The sequence below is a fragment of the Pedobacter zeaxanthinifaciens genome (assembly GCF_003313335.1).
GTDB classification, from domain to species: Bacteria; Bacteroidota; Bacteroidia; order Sphingobacteriales; family Sphingobacteriaceae; genus Pedobacter; species Pedobacter zeaxanthinifaciens.
Genome location: NZ_QMHP01000004.1, coordinates 152,666 through 169,204, shown reverse-complemented (window position 1 = coordinate 169,204; position 16,539 = coordinate 152,666). Strand labels below are relative to the sequence as shown.

Below are 16,539 nucleotides of genomic sequence, written 5' to 3'. Positions count from 1 at the left end.
TAATGAAGAAACTACTATTATTGCTATTACTACCCTTGCAATTGTTTGCGCAGCAGCCCAGTTCAAAGGAAATTGGCGATTGGGTAAAACAGGCGCAACGTATCGAAATTATTAGAGATAAATGGGGCATAGCTCACGTGTATGGACAAACCGATGCAGATGCCGTTTTTGGAATGTTGTACGCTCAATGTGAAGATGATTTTAAACGCATTGAGCTAAATTACATCGAAAAACTAGGGCGCCTCTCGGAAATTGACGGTGAAAAAAGCTTGTACAACGACCTGCAGATTAGGTTATTGATTGATAGCGTACAAGCAATTAACGACTATAAAAATGCGGATCCACAGTTCAAAAAGATATTAGACGCCTATGCAGATGGCATCAATTTTTATCTGTATAAAAATCCAAAAGTAAAGCCGCAGCTGCTTACTAAATTTAAACCTTGGTATCCGTTTTTGTGGACCGATGGAAGTATTGGCGCTATCAGCACTGCCGATTTAACTTTATCCGAACTTAAAAGTTTTTACGCCAATGAACATTTGCCAACAGGCTATATTCCGCCACTGAAAGACCAGTTTAGTGGTTCAAATGGATTTGCCTTTGCGCCAAAAATGAGTAAAAGCGGCAATGCAATGCTGTACATCAATCCACATACTACGTTTTATTTCCGGCCCGAAATACACATGCAAAGTAATGAAGGACTGAACACTTACGGTGCTGTTACCTGGGGACAGTTCTTTATTTATCAAGGTTTTAATGAATTTTGTGGATGGATGCATACCTCCAACAATGTAGATGTAGCCGATGCCTATGCGGAAAAAATCACCCGATTTAAAGACACCTATTACTACACTTACGACAAGAAACTTTATCCCATTGGTAAAAGGAAAATAGAGATTAAGTATTTGCAGAACGGCACTTTAAAGACTAAAGTTTTTGATACCTTTTATACGCATAACGGCCCGGTGATGGCCAATAGAGATGGCAAATGGATTAGTTTAAAGCATCAAAACCAAAATCCGAAAAGTTTACTTCAAAGTTGGATACGCACTAAATCTAAAAGTTTTGAAGATTACCAAAGCGCAATGGATTTGATGGCCAATGCGTCAAATAACACTATTTATGCTGATGCAAAAGGAAATATCGCCTACTGGCATGGTAACTTTATCCCAAAAAGAGACACTGCATATAACTGGAGTTTACCTGTAGATGCAACTACCTCGGCTACAGCTTGGCAAGGCTTACACATAGTGAGCGAAAGTATTCACATCTACAATCCTTCCAATGGTTGGCTACAAAACTGCAATTCGACCCCATTTACCGCAGCTGGTGCAAATAGTCCTAAAAAAAGTAGCTACCCAGCGTACATGGCTCCCGATGGTGAAAATTTTAGAGGCGTTGCTGCATTAAGATTACTCAACAGGCCAAACAAATACGACTTGGATGACGTGGTTACCTTAGGCTACGATACTTATTTGCCCGCTTTTGAAATTTTAGTTCCTGCTTTGGTTAAAGCTTATGATCAACTTCCGGCAGATAACGTGCTTAAAACTGAATTGAAAGCGCCAATAACTGAACTAAAACAGTGGAACTACCATGCGGCAACCAACTCCGTTGCCACTACTTTAGCAATGGAGTGGGCTCCCCGTTTAAGCAGAGCAATACAAACTGTTTATATTGATCAGGGACAAAAAGACCAGGTAACCCAAACTATTGAATTTGCTAAAACTGCTAAGGCTGAAACGCTACTACAACCGTTAAAAACAACCATTGATGATTTAACCAAACGCTTCGGCAAATGGCAAATGCCTTGGGGAGACATCAATAGGTTTCAACGCTTAACTGGCGCCATCAACGAAAAATATGACGATGCTTTGCCAAGCTTTCCTGTCCCTTATGGATCCGCACTTTGGGGACAGCTGCCATCTTTTAGGAGCAACCAGTTTGGCACCAACAAACGATATGGTTACAGTGGTAACAGCTTTGTTTGTGTTGTAGAATTTGGGCCGAAAATCAGAGCCAAATCAATTTTAGCTGGCGGAAATAGTGGCGACCCAAATTCTAAACATTTTAACGACCAAGCTGAAATGTACAGCAAAGGACAATTTAAAGATGTGCTATTTTATAAAGAAGATGTACTCAATAATGTGGAGCGAAAATACAAAGCTGGAGAGTTGTAGCTACTTTAAATAATTTTTGGTTTTGTAAGTCTTGTTTGCCAAATCTACCTCAATCACTTCAGCGTCGATTTTGAACTTATCTGCTTCCTTCAAAGTGCCGTAGTAAACAGTTACTAAATTATTAGTGTGGTCAAGAAATATTACTTTGCCTTGCATGTCATATTTTTCTAGCTTAATCTTAGCCTTGCCACTAAGTAACACGTTATTAAGTATTTTATTGACTTTCACGGAATCTAGAGCATAATATGGAATTTTATATGTCAGTATTTCTGGGCTAAGTTCCAATTTCCCCTCATGGCCGGGACCGCATATCGCACTTTCCAATTTTCTTTCTTTTGCCACTGCGTATTCGTAACCACTAAACGTGTTTTGGGAAGTATTATACATCAGCAGCCTATATTTTTTTGTATTGCCATCTGGCAGATATACAGCTGCATCCGTTGCACTAATTCCTCCCTCTTTAAACAACCTGATTGACTTTGCCTCCATTTTCACACCGTTAACCATAATTACTGCATCCTCCAAATCAGTAATGCCTCTTTTAGGGAACAATTTCTTTTTTGCAAAGGAAACGATGCGCACTTTCGAAGCTAATTGATCAATCTTAGGTTCAAAATCTTTACCATTTTCTTTTTGAAAACCTTCACTTGAATAAAAGCGACTGTATAAGTTCTTATTAATCAACTCATGATTTTTTGGAACACTGTACATCGCAATAAGTTTGCTGCTTAAATAGGTATGATTTGAAATCAGTTTTTCTCCAATAAATTTTACCTCAGCTTCATCGCCAATTTTAAAATTAGCCGCTTTAGTTTTTAGCTCGCTGATATTGAAGATAAGCGTGAAAGTACCGTCGTTTAAATAAATCTTGTTTACGTAGCCGCTACTATTTTTTTCTATTTTACTGATTTTACTAATTGCATATCGTGCTTTATTACCTTCATACAAAAACGCATGTTTTTCCACTTTAGGTCTCATAATTAATGAATCACCTTTGGCATTATACGCTTGCGACATGGTGTACATTGGCGTTTCAAAAATCAAGTTCTTATCATCCTTAAACTTAATTGTATTTCTTTTACCATTGATAACGATGATTAACTTATCCCCCCTATTGACTTTAATGAACGGAAACTTCTCGATAATGAAAGTTTGTCCATTAGCTTTAAAATGAATAAGCTCTGCAAACTTTGATTTCACAGTAATGCTATCAACCACACCTTCCAATTTTTGACCGATAACAGGATCATTATTATCTTTTGATACTGCAGGTATTTCAACCACATTAACTGTGAAGCCCAAAACTAACACCAAAACTACTGGAAGTACCAGCAAGTAAATTACTTTCTTCATATTATTTGATTTTAAATTGAATAGCATTTTAATACGATCTTTAATTGGGCTTTTAACGAAATTATGGACCAATGCAGATTGAGCCTTATTTTCTACCGCCAAGTGGAGTAATAGAGATGCATAAGAATGTGTGCCAAACGTACTCGAAGTTAACTCGTCTGCTTCGTACTCATGTACCTGTTCCATTGACCGTTCCCATAAGTATACCACTGGATTAAACCACAATACTGATTTTGCAAGCATCATCAATAATTTATCTAAAGAATGTAGCCTGTTAGCATGCACACTTTCATGCGTTAGTAATACCTCTAGTTCTGCTGGCTTCAAATTGATTTGATCAACAAAAACATAGTTAAAGAAAGAACAATTGGTGAAGCCATTATCTTTAGCAACTAACCTTAAACCATTTGCTAGTTTAATGCCATGTTTAGTGTAGCGAATCAGTTCAGTTAAACGCCATAGCGCCAAACTCAAGGTAAAAATGGCTAGGGTAAAGTAAATGTAAGGCAGCGCAGTTAACCAATTAAAGCTACTTTGTGCGGGAATTAACTGAACATTTGAATCTACGGGTGCGACTGCAATCTCTTGGGCAGCGGGCACAATAAACTCATCTTGCTGAAAAGCGGGCTGTTCCACAATTACGGTTCTCTCAACAGTGAAATTAAATGTCGGGATAAGAAAACTCAAGAGCAGCGTGAGCAACAAATACATCCTGTTAAACCTAAAAAAGGTAAGCTTCCGCAGAAACAAAATATAGAAAGCAAAGAAAAGCACTAAACCTGCGCTTACCTTAAGCAAGTACATTAACATATCCATTTTAAGTATTTTTGTTGATTAGCGCTTTGAGTTCTTCTATATCCGCTTCGCTAAGTTTTTCTTGTTTAACCATAAAAGACAGCAAGCTTTTTGGTGAATTATCGAAGTAACCAGCAAATAATTTTGAAAAGCTAGTTTTAGCATAGTCCTCTTTGCTAATCGCGGGAAAATACTCATAGGTTTTTCCATAAGCCCTATAACTCACATAACCTTTTTTTTCCAGCAATCTCACGATAGATGAAATTGTATTGTACGGAGGTTTGGGCTCATCATCCAGCGCATCAATGATATCTTTAACAAATGCACGCTTCAACTTCCATAAAACCTGCATGATACGTTCTTCTGCTTTAGTTAATTCTTCCATAACACTAAAGTTATAACGTATTTTTCAGTTTATCAACTTATTTTTCAGTTATAAAACTTAAAATGCAGTTTTAAAATACAAATCGTTGATTTTCAATAATATAAATTTAACCTAACAACCCAGCTATGGCGCTAATGGTAAGCGCTACAATGCAAGTATTAAAAATAAAGGAAATAATGGAATGACCCAGGGTAAGCTTTCGCATTGCTTTTGAAGTGATATTGATATCGGAAACTTGGAAAGTCATGCCTATTACCAACGAGTGGTACGCAAAATCGATGAAGTTGGGTTCTTCATCATTAGGGAACTGTAGGCCTTTTGCTAGATGTCCATTTTGGTTGTCGTAATACAAATGAGCGTAGCGAGAAGTGTAAATGGTATGTAGTAAAAACCAGCTTAGAAACATCCCTCCCATGCTCAGCGAAGCATCAATCCAACTACTATTTGTTTCGGCACCTTTAGCTTTGGCCAAGAGGATGAAAACGGCAAGCAAACCGCCAAAAGCCGATAGTAAAACAATTAAAAACATAATGGGCCTACCGCCATCTTCAATTGCTGCATGCTGTTTGGTTTGATGCACAGAAGCACCAGCAAAAGTGAACCAACTAATGCCCATTTGTACCAAGCAAAATACAATCCATGCCAACATTAATTGACTAATGAAGCCTTGTAGAAAACTTTGAGCAATGAAAAAGCAGCAAACGGCCACCAAAACGCTAATACTTAAATGCTGTAGGGCTTTTAGTTGCTGAAATTTGCTCAAATCTTTCGATGCCATCAGTATTTTAATTTGAAATGCTCTTTGGCTTGGCCTTTTTTGAAATACACCAAACCTATCCAAAATAAGTCTACAGTTACCGTAACTTTTGGATGATCTTTAATTTGCTCCCAAGCTTGTTTCATCCCTTCGCTCCAGTAAATATCATCAAAAATTAGCAAAGTGTTTTCGGTTATTTTTGGCAAACACCATTCAAAATAATTTAATGTAGCTTCTTTGGTATGGTTGCCATCAATGTAAACAAAATCCAATTGTTGGCGCTCGTCAATTGCCTTTGGCAGCACATCGTTAAAATTGCCTACTTGCAGTTCAATGTTATCGAGGCCTAGTTCGTTAAAGTTTTGGTAAGCTACTTCAGCAGTTTGCGGGCAGCCCTCAATGGTTAAAATGTTGGCTTGTGGTGCCGCCTTTGACAAGTAAGCGGTTGTAATGCCCAAGCAAGTACCCAATTCTATTAAATCGTTAGCGTTATGATTAGCCGCTAGGCGATAGATTAACTGTGCCAAACGTGGCGATTTTAGGGCGTTTTTAGCAATTTGCGCCACCTTTTTAGTTCTGTTTTTATTAAGATGTGAACCAGCTCCTAAATCAGTAACGGTGATTTGCCTTTGGTCAGCCAAAAGTTTTTTTCGCTGCGCCTCTATGGCTTTGTAGCTATTTTTTTCAGAAAAGTCGTAAATTACCTCATCGGCCAGTTTATAGACAAACGGCGAGTGGGTTCCATGACGTGTTTTAGCGGTAAATTGATGTTTGAGGTAATCGGCGAAAAATTGTAGAACCATGTTGTAAAAGTAGAAAGTTTAAAGTACAAAGTGAAACACAATGAAATTAGTTGGTGTAGGAAGAAACCTTAATTGCGTTGATTTGTTTTTTGCATTTACTTTGTTAAATAAACCCGATTGAAGTGTAAATACTTTTTGTTGTGCAACTCCTTAAATAAGCTGTTATGCTGAGCTTGTCGAAGCATTTGTTGCGATGAAATAGGTTTTGACGATTTTTAGGATGAAACGAGTTTAACAAAAAGATTGAAACTGAAAGCGGGGCTGCTGTAAGCGATGAAATAGCGGCTTTGATTTTCAAAAAATATAGAACACAATAATTGTTAGAAAGGTGTAGCGCATGAATAATGTTGCAGAAATAGATGCTTTAGTGAAACTTTTGGATGATCCGGATGAGGAGATTTTTTTGCATGTGCAGGAAAAACTCTTGGAGTATGGAAATGATGCCATCGGTTCATTGGAGTCGGCGTGGGAAAAATCGTTGGATACGATGCTGCATGAACGGATTGAAAATATCATCCATCGGATACAATTTACCAACGTAAAACAAGATTTGAATTTATGGTACCAAAGCGGTGCTTTTGACTTGCTGCAGGGAGCGCTTATTGTGAATCGTTACCAATATCCGGATTTGGATGAGCAGGCCATTATTAATCAAATTGAGGATATTAAACGGGATATATGGGTTGGCTTGCAGTATGAAATGAGCTCGATAGAAAAAATTAAGCTGATTAACCATGTATTTTACAACCAATACGGTTTTAGCGGTAACACTAAAAACCACCACGACCCACAAAATTCGTATTTAAACCAAGTGATGGACAGTAAAAAGGGCAACCAAATTTCCTTGGCCATCATTTACTCCACCATTGCACAAAAATTGGATATTCCTGTATACGGCGTTAATTTGCCACAGCATTTTATTTTGGGCTATATTGACGAGAGTAATCCTGACCGCGAGCAAGCGGTACTTTTCTATATCAATGCGTTTAACAAAGGAGCTATTTTTGGAAAACACGATGTTGATCAGTTTTTAAGGCAGCTGAATTTGGAACCTCAACCTGGTTTTTACTCGCCTTGCAGCAATGCGGAAATCGTAAGGCGCATTATCAGAAATTTGGTATCGGCCTATGAAAATTTAGGCGCCGCCGAAAAAGTAGAGGAGCTAAAAGAACTGCAGGAAATATTAACAGACTAAACTTAATGAAGCATAACGCTTTTACAACTAAAAGTGCCATTTGCTATGGCGAGGTTTTGTGGGATAATTTACCTACTGGACGCCTGGCGGGCGGCGCACCTATGAATGTTGCCTATCACTTACGTAAGCTTGGGATTGATGCTTCGCTAATTAGCAGCGTTGGAGCCGATGTAGCGGGCGAAGAACTGCTGTCATTCGTTTCATCAATAGGTATCCCCACGGCTAACATACAAACCGACGCGAAACACGCTACCAGCGAAGTAATAGCCGAGGAAAAAGCAAACAACGAAATGTTTTACACCATCAGCTATCCTGTGGCTTGGGACTTTATAACAAGCGATAAAAATATAAAGCCAGCAGCTGCCGATGCTTTTATATTCGGGAGCTTATCGGCCAGGAATGAGGTAAGCAAAAATACCTTGTTAGGATTGTTGGAGGAATCGAATTTTAACGTTTTCGATGTTAACCTGAGGAAGCCGCATTATAAACAAGCTATCATTGAGCAGTTACTTGATAAAGCCAATTTGCTAAAGTTGAACGAAAATGAAATTGTGATTTTAGGAGAGTGGTTCACAACTCATGGTACCGAAAAAGATATCGTACTTTCGTTGATGGAACAATTTGATATTGCCGAAATTTTGATTACCAAAGGCGCTGAAGGGGGAACTTACTACGACCATACGCAAATGCTCAACTATGATGCTGAAAAGGTAAAAGTAGTAGATACGGTTGGCAGTGGAGATAGTTTCTTGGCTGCTTTTTTAAGTAGGAAATTAATGGGCGAGGAATTGGAGCGTTCTCTTCATTTTGCCTCAAAATTGGCCGGCTTTGTAACTTCGCAAAAAGGTGCCTGCCCTCAATACGATATTGATGAGGTGTGGGCTAAATCGTAATTCTAAAATCTAAACTCACAAATTAACATGAGAGCTGTAATACAACGTGTAACAGAGGCTAGCTGCAAAGTTGAAGGGGAAATTACTGGCCAAATTACTAATGGCTTTTTGGTTTTATTAGGTATTGAAGATGCCGACAACCAAGAGGATTTGGAATGGCTGGCACAAAAAATTGCTAACATGCGTGTATTTGGAGATGAAAACGGATTGATGAATAAATCACTCGCTGATATTGACGGCAATATTTTGCTCATTAGTCAGTTTACCTTATTTGCAGCAACTAAAAAAGGTAACCGACCAGGTTTTACTAGAGCAGCCCGACCAGAAAAGGCTATTCCGCTTTACGAGGAGATGAAAAAGCAACTGAGCAACCTGATAGGCAAAGAAGTGCAATGCGGAATTTTTGGAGCAGATATGAAAATTAGCTTGCTAAATGACGGACCGGTAACTATTTTAATGGATACCAAGAATAAGGAGTAAACTATTTTAAACCGCTTTGCATAAATAATTGAGCAGGAATTGTATCATACCACTTAAGACACCTTAGAACAGCCGATGACGCTTCTTCATTCAATTATCTTATCATCTCATCAGCCAATTATTTCATCATTCACTCATTTCATCATTCAAAAATGACCATTACCGAAGCACAACAAATTATAGATCGTTGGATCAATACTACTGGAATTCGTTATTTCAATGAACTCACCAACACCGCTATCTTAATGGAGGAAGTTGGCGAAGTAGCCCGCGTCATGGCCCGTCAATACGGCGAACAATCTTTCAAAAAAAGTGACGAAGAAGTAAATTTAGCAGATGAAATGGCTGATGTACTTTTTGTATTGATGTGTTTAGCCAATCAAACAGGAATCAACCTAGAAGAGGCTTTGGCGAAGAATTTGGAAAAAAAATCCATCCGCGATGCGGAAAGACATAAGAATAACGAGAAGCTGAAGTAAAAAGTATTGAAAACCAGCAAACAAAAATTTCAAAAAATAGAATAATATTCCGTTTAACAAAATATTTTATATATTTGTTCAATCTATCTGACATGAGAATAGTAACATTTGCGAGGATAAGCGAATTTATAAAAGTGCACCCAGACGCTGATATAGCATTGAGAGATTGGTATAAAAAAACTGAAAAAAGTAACTGGACTTGTTTCGCTGACATGAAAAATACCTTTGGAAGTGTCGATGGCGTTGGGAATAGTCGATTTGTATTTAACATCAGAGGGAATGAATACAGACTGATTGCTATTATAATTTTCGCTTCAAGAAAAGTTTACATCAGATTTATTGGGACACATTCGCAATACGATAAAATAAAAGATTGTTCAATTATTTGAGATATGGGAAAAGGAATTCAAACAGAAAAGCAATATTCAGCTACTTGTCAAAGAATAGAAGAGCTATTAAAAGTAGTAGGTAATGACACTCCTGAGGATGATAAAAACTTCATTGAGCTTGACTTACTATCTGATTTGGTTTATGAATATGAGCAAATCCATCACGAAGTTAAGCAACCCACACTTGCTGAAGTAATTAACTTAAGAATGTTTGAAATGGGTTTAACGCAAGAAAAACTATCAAAGCTTTTGAATATAAGCCCTTCCAGAGTTAGTGAATATTTATCTGGCAAAAGTGAACCAACATTAAAGAAAGCCAGAGAGATAAGCAAAAAGCTAAATATTGACGCTAATATTGTGTTAGGAGTTTAAAGTTCCTTTTATTTTAGCAGCCACCTCCGCTAACTCTTCCTGGCTCAGTTTTAGCTTTGGATTAGCGAAGTTCATATCGTTCATCGTATTAATTGGAATCAGGTGTACATGAGCATGTGGAACCTCCAATCCAATTACAGCAACTCCTACTCTATCGCAAGGAAATGCTTTTTTAATTCCTTCGGCAACCTTTTTGGCAAACAACATTAAGCCTTGGTATAAATCATCATCCAAATCAAAAATGTAATCCACTTCTTTTTTAGGGATTACTAAAACATGTCCATAAACCAGCGGACTAATATCCAGAAAAGCTAAATAATCTGCTGTTTCAGCAACTTTGTGCGCAGGAATATCACCCGCTACTATTTTTGAGAAAATGCTTGCCATAAAATGGTTTTTAGTTTTAAGTAATACGTTATACGTAGACCATGCAAACGTAAAACGTATTACTTATTACATATAACGTAATTATCTAGAGATTTCCAGAATTTCGAACTCAATTTTGCCAGCCGGCACTTGAATTTCCGTTTTATCACCAACAGATTTACCCAACAAACCTTGAGCAATCGGTGATTTAACAGAGATTTTTCCTGACTTTAAATCAGCTTCACTTTCTGCTACCAACTGGTAAGTCATCGTAGCACCGTTTTTAACGTTTTTTATTTTAACAATCGAAAGTGCCAAAACCTTCGACAAGTCTAATTTCGATTCATCTAACAGTCTAGAATTAGCCAAAACTGTTTCCAATTTTGCAATTTTCGCTTCATGCAATCCTTGAGCTTCCTTAGCTGCATCATACTCTGCATTTTCCGATAAATCGCCCTTATCCCTGGCCTCAGCTATCGCTTTTGCAATTGCCGCCCTACCTTCAGTCTTTAACTGATGTAATTCTTCTTTAAGTTTATCTAACCCTTCTTTAGTGTAATAGGTAATTTCTGCCATAGCGCTATTTCTTTTCTTTAATCCTATAAAAAACAAACAAGACTACACGGGTTGTTAAACCTACATAGTCTTGCGCTGTTAAAAACGAAGATATAAGCCTTAAATCAAAAAAGCAAATAAAGCGGTTAAATTTTAGTTCTATTTAGAGGTATATCACCGAAACTTGAAATCATATTTTTTGGGAAAGCAAGCGCTGTGTTTATAGCTTCTCCAATTAAAAAATGTATTTGCTCCCAGTATAGCTTTGCGAACTTTGCGTAATTCTCGCTACCCTCTGCGGTTAATCTCACTTTTAACGCAAAGTTTTTTGAAGTATTCGCAAAGTACGCCAAGAAGTCACACTTTCTATATATGAAAATTAGAAAGGCCCAATTAGTGAAATTTGGATATTTGCGGGTTAAAATCCGCTGATAGGAATTCGCCATTTCAAATTGCGAAGAGCATATCGTTTTTAGCTTCTCCAATTAACAAATATATTTGATCCCAGTATAGCTTTGCGAACCTTGCGTAATTTTCGCTACCTCTGCGGTTAATCCTATTTTAACGCAAAGTTTTGTGAAGTATTCGCAAAGTACGCTAAGAAGTCACACTTTCTATACATGAAAAATTAGAAAGGCCCAATTAGTGAAATTTGGATATTTGCGGGTTAAAAATCCGCTGATAGGACTTCGCAATTTCAAATTGCGAAGAGCGTTAATAAGTCCATCAGGAGCTGACCGTTAACTTTCGCACTTAAACACGTACTGCGCTCCTCTCTCCACTCAGGGGGAGAGATGCCGAAGGCAGAGAGGGGGCTTTATCCACCAATAGCTGTACAAGTAACTTTATGCTTTACTGGAAAGTTCAACGAGCTTGCTATGAAACACATCCTGTTAGCTTCTTCATGAAGCGAGTTTGCCCATGATATATCTTCCGGTCTGGAAATTACCACCTCAGGACGCAATAAAATCTCTGTAAATTTACCACTGCCATCGGGATTTTCGGTCATGGTGCCTTTGGCCCTGTCTTTGTATTCAATTACTACGATGCCATTTTTAGAGCACAAGTGCAAATACCATAACATGTGGCAGGAAGATACCGAAGATAACATCAAGTCTTCAGGGTTATACATGGATTTGTCGCCTAAGAAAATAGAATCAGATGAACCGTGTATTGGCTTCTTACCATCAATCTCCACCACAAAATCTCTATCGTACGAACGGTAGTCCATCGTACCTGACCCTTTATTGCCAATCCAAGATAAATTGGTTTCGTAAATATGCTGCTTTGCCATAATAGATTTGCGTATTGAGATATGAGATTCGAAACGTCGTCCTCATCTATATCAAGCCTTAAATTGTTTTGTTTATAGCAGCAATTTAGAAAATTATCCGCTTATTTCAGCCAATTTCTCTGCTAAAACCTCAGAAATTTTGCGGTACGAATCGAAAGTCCAACCGGCAATGTGCGGCGTTAAAATCACTTTCTCATTGGTTTTCAGTGCTTCATACCAACCTTGTTCGGCCAAAGTTGGAAATTTTTCCTTCTCTAGCACATCTAATCCAGCACCTAAAATTTTGCCATTGCTAAGGTTATTCAGCACCGCCTGCGTATTTACAATTTCACCACGAGCCGTGTTAATGAAGAAAATGGGCTTTTTAAAATGGAAGAAATATTCATCATCAACCATTTGCTTAGTTTCATTGGTTAACGGAATATGCAAACTCAACACATCACTTTGTTTTACAATTTCCTCCATGCTTACCTCACGGGCAAACTCATCGCTAAAGCCTGTTTTGTATTTATCGTAAGCAATTATATTAACCCCAAAACCAGCTAGCTTACGGGCAAAACTTCGCCCCATAAAACCATAGCCAATAATGCCAACCGTTTTGCCTTTCAACTCATAACCGCGGTTACCTTCTCTATCCCAAACACCATTTCTAATTTCTAGATCGGCTTTGCGAAAGTTATTCATCAACGCCAACAATAAGCCAACTGCATGCTCACCAACAGCATCCATATTGCCTTCGTTAGCGGCTAAAAGAGCAATACCTTTTTGTTTAGCAATGTCAACATCGATGTTATCCAAACCGGCTCCTGCCCTGGCCACAAACTGTAGTTTTGGAGCAACATCAAAAAGTTCCTGATCTATTCTAAATTTAGTGCGTACCGCAATGCCATCATAATCCTTCACCACGGCTAAAGTTTCGGCTCTAGTAATTAAAGGCCTATCATCAACATGATAACCCAATGCTTCAGCTTTTTCCTTAAAAATTGGATGTAGATCATCTACTATTAAAATCTTTTTGCTCATTTATCAAACTTATTTTTGATGTAATCAATAGTTTGTTCAATCCAGTCGCCTTTAAATGCATCTAAATTTACGTCAGGATTTACCCCTTTGCTTTCGTATAAAAATTCACTTTCCACGCCTTTCATATCTGTAGGATAAAAAGCAAATCGGCCGCTTGGTAACATTATCTTTTTCCCATAATTGCTGCCAAAGGTGATCATTCCCCTGGTTTGTTCACCCAAGGTAGTTACATTCTTCCTAGCTTTTAAAGCCAAAATAAACTGCTCGGCATTACTTACCGTTGCCGAATTTTGGAGAATGAAAACATGTCCTTTATACTTTTTCAAAAGATCAATGAATTTGCCCGAAGTTTTATAGCCACCACCGCCGTTGTTCCTAACATCTACGATGAGGTATTTTTCTGGTAAATGATCTACAATGCTAGCATAAAATTCGGCTGATTTTTTAATGTTATCATTGCTAGAGCTAAAGCTACTCAAGCGTAGGTAACCGATTTCGTTATCGATGGTTTTTAGTTCAAAATGTTCTTTCCCCCTAATTAATGTAGCGTAGTTTTTATTTTTTTGTTTTGATATCGGCAAACCTGTTAATACACCGTTCACCAAACGCACATTTTTAATCAAGTTGAATGGCGCAATATTATTGGCGTACCAAATTAAATCACAACCACTGTAGCTCGTTTTAAAAAGTTCCGCCAGTAAATTGCCGTTAGCTAAACTTACTAAAAGGTAATTATTGGGCGAGCTGGCGTAAATTCCCAATTCGCTCTCGCCAGAGTAGTAAATACCTTCTAATGAGTCCACATCTTTAAGTAGCAACTCTTTTTTTAAAGAATCTATGTTACCGGAAACTTTGGAAAGGACATTTCTTCGGGATGAATCTGCTGTGCTGTAAAGTGCAAGGTGATTATCGTTAACCTCAATCAACAACTTGCTGAGGAGCTTAAAAGCCAGTTTATCATCAGCACTAGCAATTTCAGCGTTCAACTTCTCATATAAAGCTGCGTACGACTTATCGTTTTTCTTCAACTTTTTGTAAGATGGTGTTTGTTGCAACGCGGTGTAAAGTTGCTTTAAATCGGCTTGATTTAGGTTTTCCTGTGCAATTCCTTTTTGTGCAAGTAGCGTTATTCCGAGTAATAAAAGAAATGCAATAGTTGTTTTTCTCATATCAACAAAGACGCTTTAATAACGGTAATCGTTGCACTACCTTGTGGCAATAAAGTTAGTTAGGGTTACAAAATCCTGTACGCTAAGCGTTTCTGCTCTTTTTTCATAAAATGGATGCTCGCCCAGCCTATCCTTAGGTACAACAGCAGAAAGCGAATTTCGTAACGTTTTTCTGCGTTGGTTAAACCCGGCTTTTACCACTCTCCAAAACAGTTTTTCGTCACAATCAAGCGTTTCAACAGCGTTTCTAGTTAATCTAATTACTCCCGAGTTTACCTTAGGTGGTGGATTAAACGTACCTGGCTTAACCGTAAACAAATATTCGATATCGTAGTAAGCCTGAATTAAAACACTTAAAATGCCATACTCTTTGGTACCGGGTTTAGAAGCACAACGTTCTGCCACTTCTTTTTGGAACATGCCCACCATTTCAACCACATTTTGCCGGTTTTCTAAAATCTTGAATAAAATTTGAGATGAAATGTTGTAAGGAAAATTACCAATCACCGCAAACTTACCCGGAAAAATATCTGTAAAATTAAGCTTCAAAAAATCTCCATTAATTAATCGATCTCCAAGCTGGGGATATTTTTCCTGTAAAAAATGGAAAGATTCGGTGTCGATATCTATCAGAAAAGTCTGTAAATCTTCGCGTTTTAGTAAAATATCAGATAAAATGCCCATCCCCGGGCCAACCTCTAACACTTGGCTGTATTTATCCGTATGAATTAAACCATCTACAATTCGTTGTGCAATGTTTTTATCCGTTAGGAAATGTTGCCCTAAATGCTTTTTCGCTTTTACTAAACTCATGTAACAAAGGTACGTTTTTATGAATTACGATTTTAGATTTACGAATTACGATTGCCTAGATAAAAGCCCATTTTGTTTATCAATAAACACTTTGTGTCCTTTGCGCCTTTGCGGTTCAACTTAATAATCGCTATTTTGCGCTAAATTTAAACATTAGCATGAGTAACAAATTGAAGATAGGCATAAGTATAGGTGACATTAACGGTATTGGCTTAGAGGTAATTTTGAAAACCCTTGCCGAAAGCAAGATTTTGGATTATTGCACACCAATTGTTTACGGCCACACTAAAGTTGCCTCTTTTCATCGCAAAGCGTTGCACCTTAGCGATTTCATGTTTAATGTAATTCCAAATGCTGAGGCAGCTGCAGCGCACAAGCCTAACATGATTAACTGTTGGGACGAGGATGTAAAAATTGAATTAGGTACAGCCAACGAAACCGGCGGTAAATACGCTTTTCTTTCGCTGCAAAAAGCTACTGACGATTTAGTGCGTGGCGCCATTGATGCTTTAGTTACAGCACCTATCAACAAAAATAATATCCAATCGGCAGATTTTAATTTCCCCGGACATACCGAATACCTACAAGAACGAAGCGGCAGTAATGACGTACTGATGTTTTTAGTGAGCGATAGCTTGAGGGTAGGCGTAGTTACGGGCCATATTCCCGTAACAGAGGTAGCGCAAAGCATTACCAAAGAGAAAATAGTGAAGAAACTTCAGCTTATTAACGAGAGCTTGAAGAAAGATTTTTGGATTGAGAAACCGAAAATTGCTGTGTTAGGTTTAAATCCGCATGCTAGCGACAACGGCTTGTTAGGCACCGAGGAAGCAGCTATTATTTCACCTGCCATTCAAGAGGCTTTTGACAAAGGCATTATTAGCTTTGGCCCGTACCCTGCTGATGGCTTTTTTGGCAACGGTACCTACAAACAATTTGATGCGGTTTTAGCGATGTACCATGATCAAGGCTTGATTCCATTTAAAACCATTGCCTTCGAAACAGGCGTAAATTATACCGCCGGACTGAAATTTGTTCGTACTTCCCCGGACCACGGCACTGGTTATGGTATTGCAGGTAAAGGTCAGGCCGACCCAACTTCGTTTATGGAAGCTTTATTTGCGGCTATCCACATTGTGAAAAACCGAAGGGAGCAAGAGGCCATGTTGCGCAATCAGTTAAGAACTGGCGGAAAAATTATTGAAACCGCTGGTGATATTAAGGATGATGCAAATTAA

The 16,539-nt window shown here is 38.1% G+C and carries 18 protein-coding genes; 8 read left to right on the top strand and 10 right to left on the bottom strand.

Features of this window, described 5'->3' with window-relative positions; translation table 11 throughout:
- The first annotated feature begins 2 nt into the window (after positions 1 to 2).
- Positions 3 to 2,180 (top strand): penicillin acylase family protein, encoded by a 2,178-nt coding sequence (locus tag DUT68_RS07835; RefSeq protein WP_113637586.1) that lies wholly within the window; start codon positions 3 to 5, stop codon positions 2,178 to 2,180.
- Here the strand turns inward: DUT68_RS07835 and DUT68_RS07830 are convergent, their stop codons facing one another.
- From DUT68_RS07830 to DUT68_RS07815, 4 genes are all read right to left on the bottom strand, one after another.
- Positions 2,181 to 4,349: a M56 family metallopeptidase gene (locus DUT68_RS07830; protein WP_113637266.1), complete on the bottom strand. Its 2,169-nt coding sequence runs from the start codon at positions 4,347 to 4,349 to the stop codon at positions 2,181 to 2,183. It lies immediately after the preceding gene.
- Position 4,350: 1 nt separating this feature from the next.
- On the bottom strand, positions 4,351 to 4,713 hold the full coding sequence (locus DUT68_RS07825) for a BlaI/MecI/CopY family transcriptional regulator (RefSeq protein ID WP_113637265.1): 363 nt from the start codon (positions 4,711 to 4,713) through the stop codon (positions 4,351 to 4,353).
- Between the two features lie 106 nt (positions 4,714 to 4,819).
- The gene (locus DUT68_RS07820) at positions 4,820 to 5,491 is read right to left on the bottom strand and encodes a DUF1345 domain-containing protein (protein WP_113637264.1); all 672 of its coding nucleotides are present in this window, start codon (positions 5,489 to 5,491) and stop codon (positions 4,820 to 4,822) included.
- Positions 5,491 to 6,273 carry an O-methyltransferase gene (locus DUT68_RS07815; RefSeq protein ID WP_113637262.1) on the bottom strand — a complete coding sequence of 261 codons (783 nt, stop codon included), beginning with the start codon at positions 6,271 to 6,273 and terminating at the stop codon, positions 5,491 to 5,493. The genes DUT68_RS07820 and DUT68_RS07815 overlap by 1 nt, the downstream gene beginning before the upstream one ends.
- Before the next feature lie 337 nt (positions 6,274 to 6,610).
- Between DUT68_RS07815 and DUT68_RS07810 the strand changes: the two genes are divergently transcribed.
- From DUT68_RS07810 to DUT68_RS07785, 6 genes are all read left to right on the top strand, one after another.
- Positions 6,611 to 7,468: a transglutaminase-like domain-containing protein gene (locus DUT68_RS07810; RefSeq protein ID WP_113637261.1), complete on the top strand. Its 858-nt coding sequence runs from the start codon at positions 6,611 to 6,613 to the stop codon at positions 7,466 to 7,468.
- Positions 7,469 to 7,473: 5 nt separating this feature from the next.
- Positions 7,474 to 8,361, top strand: a complete 888-nt coding sequence (locus tag DUT68_RS07805) for a carbohydrate kinase family protein (RefSeq protein ID WP_113637259.1) — start codon at positions 7,474 to 7,476, stop codon at positions 8,359 to 8,361.
- 27 nt (positions 8,362 to 8,388) lie between these two features.
- Complete coding sequence (gene dtd, locus DUT68_RS07800) at positions 8,389 to 8,841, top strand: D-aminoacyl-tRNA deacylase (RefSeq protein ID WP_113637258.1); 453 nt, start codon at positions 8,389 to 8,391, stop codon at positions 8,839 to 8,841.
- 152 nt (positions 8,842 to 8,993) lie between these two features.
- Positions 8,994 to 9,320: a nucleotide pyrophosphohydrolase gene (locus DUT68_RS07795; protein ID WP_113637256.1), complete on the top strand. Its 327-nt coding sequence runs from the start codon at positions 8,994 to 8,996 to the stop codon at positions 9,318 to 9,320.
- A 92-nt stretch (positions 9,321 to 9,412) separates the two neighbouring features.
- Positions 9,413 to 9,709 carry a type II toxin-antitoxin system HigB family toxin gene (locus DUT68_RS07790; protein WP_113637254.1) on the top strand — a complete coding sequence of 99 codons (297 nt, stop codon included), beginning with the start codon at positions 9,413 to 9,415 and terminating at the stop codon, positions 9,707 to 9,709.
- Positions 9,710 to 9,712: 3 nt separating this feature from the next.
- Entirely contained in the window at positions 9,713 to 10,081 is a 369-nt protein-coding gene (locus DUT68_RS07785; RefSeq protein ID WP_113637252.1) for a helix-turn-helix domain-containing protein, read from the top strand.
- Here the strand turns inward: DUT68_RS07785 and DUT68_RS07780 are convergent.
- The 6 genes from DUT68_RS07780 to rsmA form a co-directional block, all read right to left on the bottom strand.
- Positions 10,070 to 10,468, bottom strand: a complete 399-nt coding sequence (locus DUT68_RS07780; RefSeq protein ID WP_113637251.1) for an HIT family protein — start codon at positions 10,466 to 10,468, stop codon at positions 10,070 to 10,072. The genes DUT68_RS07785 and DUT68_RS07780 overlap by 12 nt on opposite strands.
- An 81-nt stretch (positions 10,469 to 10,549) precedes the next feature.
- Positions 10,550 to 11,023: a transcription elongation factor GreA gene (gene greA, locus DUT68_RS07775; RefSeq protein ID WP_113637249.1), complete on the bottom strand. Its 474-nt coding sequence runs from the start codon at positions 11,021 to 11,023 to the stop codon at positions 10,550 to 10,552.
- Between the two features lie 796 nt (positions 11,024 to 11,819).
- Positions 11,820 to 12,296 (bottom strand): OsmC family protein, encoded by a 477-nt coding sequence (locus DUT68_RS07765; protein WP_113637246.1) that lies wholly within the window; start codon positions 12,294 to 12,296, stop codon positions 11,820 to 11,822.
- Positions 12,297 to 12,389: 93 nt separating this feature from the next.
- Entirely contained in the window at positions 12,390 to 13,319 is a 930-nt protein-coding gene (locus DUT68_RS07760; protein ID WP_113637244.1) for a 2-hydroxyacid dehydrogenase, read from the bottom strand.
- Positions 13,316 to 14,488, bottom strand: coding sequence for a S41 family peptidase (locus DUT68_RS07755; protein ID WP_113637242.1), 1,173 nt, complete (start codon positions 14,486 to 14,488; stop codon positions 13,316 to 13,318). Before DUT68_RS07755 ends, DUT68_RS07760 begins: the two co-directional genes overlap by 4 nt.
- Before the next feature lie 36 nt (positions 14,489 to 14,524).
- On the bottom strand, positions 14,525 to 15,301 hold the full coding sequence (gene rsmA / locus DUT68_RS07750) for a 16S rRNA (adenine(1518)-N(6)/adenine(1519)-N(6))-dimethyltransferase RsmA (protein WP_113637240.1): 777 nt from the start codon (positions 15,299 to 15,301) through the stop codon (positions 14,525 to 14,527).
- Between the two features lie 158 nt (positions 15,302 to 15,459).
- Between rsmA and pdxA the strand changes: the two genes are divergently transcribed.
- Entirely contained in the window at positions 15,460 to 16,539 is a 1,080-nt protein-coding gene (gene pdxA / locus DUT68_RS07745) for a 4-hydroxythreonine-4-phosphate dehydrogenase PdxA (RefSeq protein WP_113637238.1), read from the top strand.

What these genes read in the sequence shown, in the direction of transcription:
- DUT68_RS07835 (WP_113637586.1), top strand. Translation starts at nt 3, where the DNA reads ATGAAGAAACTACTATTATTGCTATTACTACCCTTGCAATTGTTTGCG.
- DUT68_RS07830 (WP_113637266.1), bottom strand. Translation starts at nt 4,349, where the DNA reads ATGGATATGTTAATGTACTTGCTTAAGGTAAGCGCAGGTTTAGTGCTT.
- DUT68_RS07825 (WP_113637265.1), bottom strand. Translation starts at nt 4,713, where the DNA reads ATGGAAGAATTAACTAAAGCAGAAGAACGTATCATGCAGGTTTTATGG.
- DUT68_RS07820 (WP_113637264.1), bottom strand. Translation starts at nt 5,491, where the DNA reads ATGGCATCGAAAGATTTGAGCAAATTTCAGCAACTAAAAGCCCTACAG.
- DUT68_RS07815 (WP_113637262.1), bottom strand. Translation starts at nt 6,273, where the DNA reads ATGGTTCTACAATTTTTCGCCGATTACCTCAAACATCAATTTACCGCT.
- DUT68_RS07810 (WP_113637261.1), top strand. Translation starts at nt 6,611, where the DNA reads ATGAATAATGTTGCAGAAATAGATGCTTTAGTGAAACTTTTGGATGAT.
- DUT68_RS07805 (WP_113637259.1), top strand. Translation starts at nt 7,474, where the DNA reads ATGAAGCATAACGCTTTTACAACTAAAAGTGCCATTTGCTATGGCGAG.
- dtd (WP_113637258.1), top strand. Translation starts at nt 8,389, where the DNA reads ATGAGAGCTGTAATACAACGTGTAACAGAGGCTAGCTGCAAAGTTGAA.
- DUT68_RS07795 (WP_113637256.1), top strand. Translation starts at nt 8,994, where the DNA reads ATGACCATTACCGAAGCACAACAAATTATAGATCGTTGGATCAATACT.
- DUT68_RS07790 (WP_113637254.1), top strand. Translation starts at nt 9,413, where the DNA reads ATGAGAATAGTAACATTTGCGAGGATAAGCGAATTTATAAAAGTGCAC.
- DUT68_RS07785 (WP_113637252.1), top strand. Translation starts at nt 9,713, where the DNA reads ATGGGAAAAGGAATTCAAACAGAAAAGCAATATTCAGCTACTTGTCAA.
- DUT68_RS07780 (WP_113637251.1), bottom strand. Translation starts at nt 10,468, where the DNA reads ATGGCAAGCATTTTCTCAAAAATAGTAGCGGGTGATATTCCTGCGCAC.
- greA (WP_113637249.1), bottom strand. Translation starts at nt 11,023, where the DNA reads ATGGCAGAAATTACCTATTACACTAAAGAAGGGTTAGATAAACTTAAA.
- DUT68_RS07765 (WP_113637246.1), bottom strand. Translation starts at nt 12,296, where the DNA reads ATGGCAAAGCAGCATATTTACGAAACCAATTTATCTTGGATTGGCAAT.
- DUT68_RS07760 (WP_113637244.1), bottom strand. Translation starts at nt 13,319, where the DNA reads ATGAGCAAAAAGATTTTAATAGTAGATGATCTACATCCAATTTTTAAG.
- DUT68_RS07755 (WP_113637242.1), bottom strand. Translation starts at nt 14,488, where the DNA reads ATGAGAAAAACAACTATTGCATTTCTTTTATTACTCGGAATAACGCTA.
- rsmA (WP_113637240.1), bottom strand. Translation starts at nt 15,301, where the DNA reads ATGAGTTTAGTAAAAGCGAAAAAGCATTTAGGGCAACATTTCCTAACG.
- pdxA (WP_113637238.1), top strand. Translation starts at nt 15,460, where the DNA reads ATGAGTAACAAATTGAAGATAGGCATAAGTATAGGTGACATTAACGGT.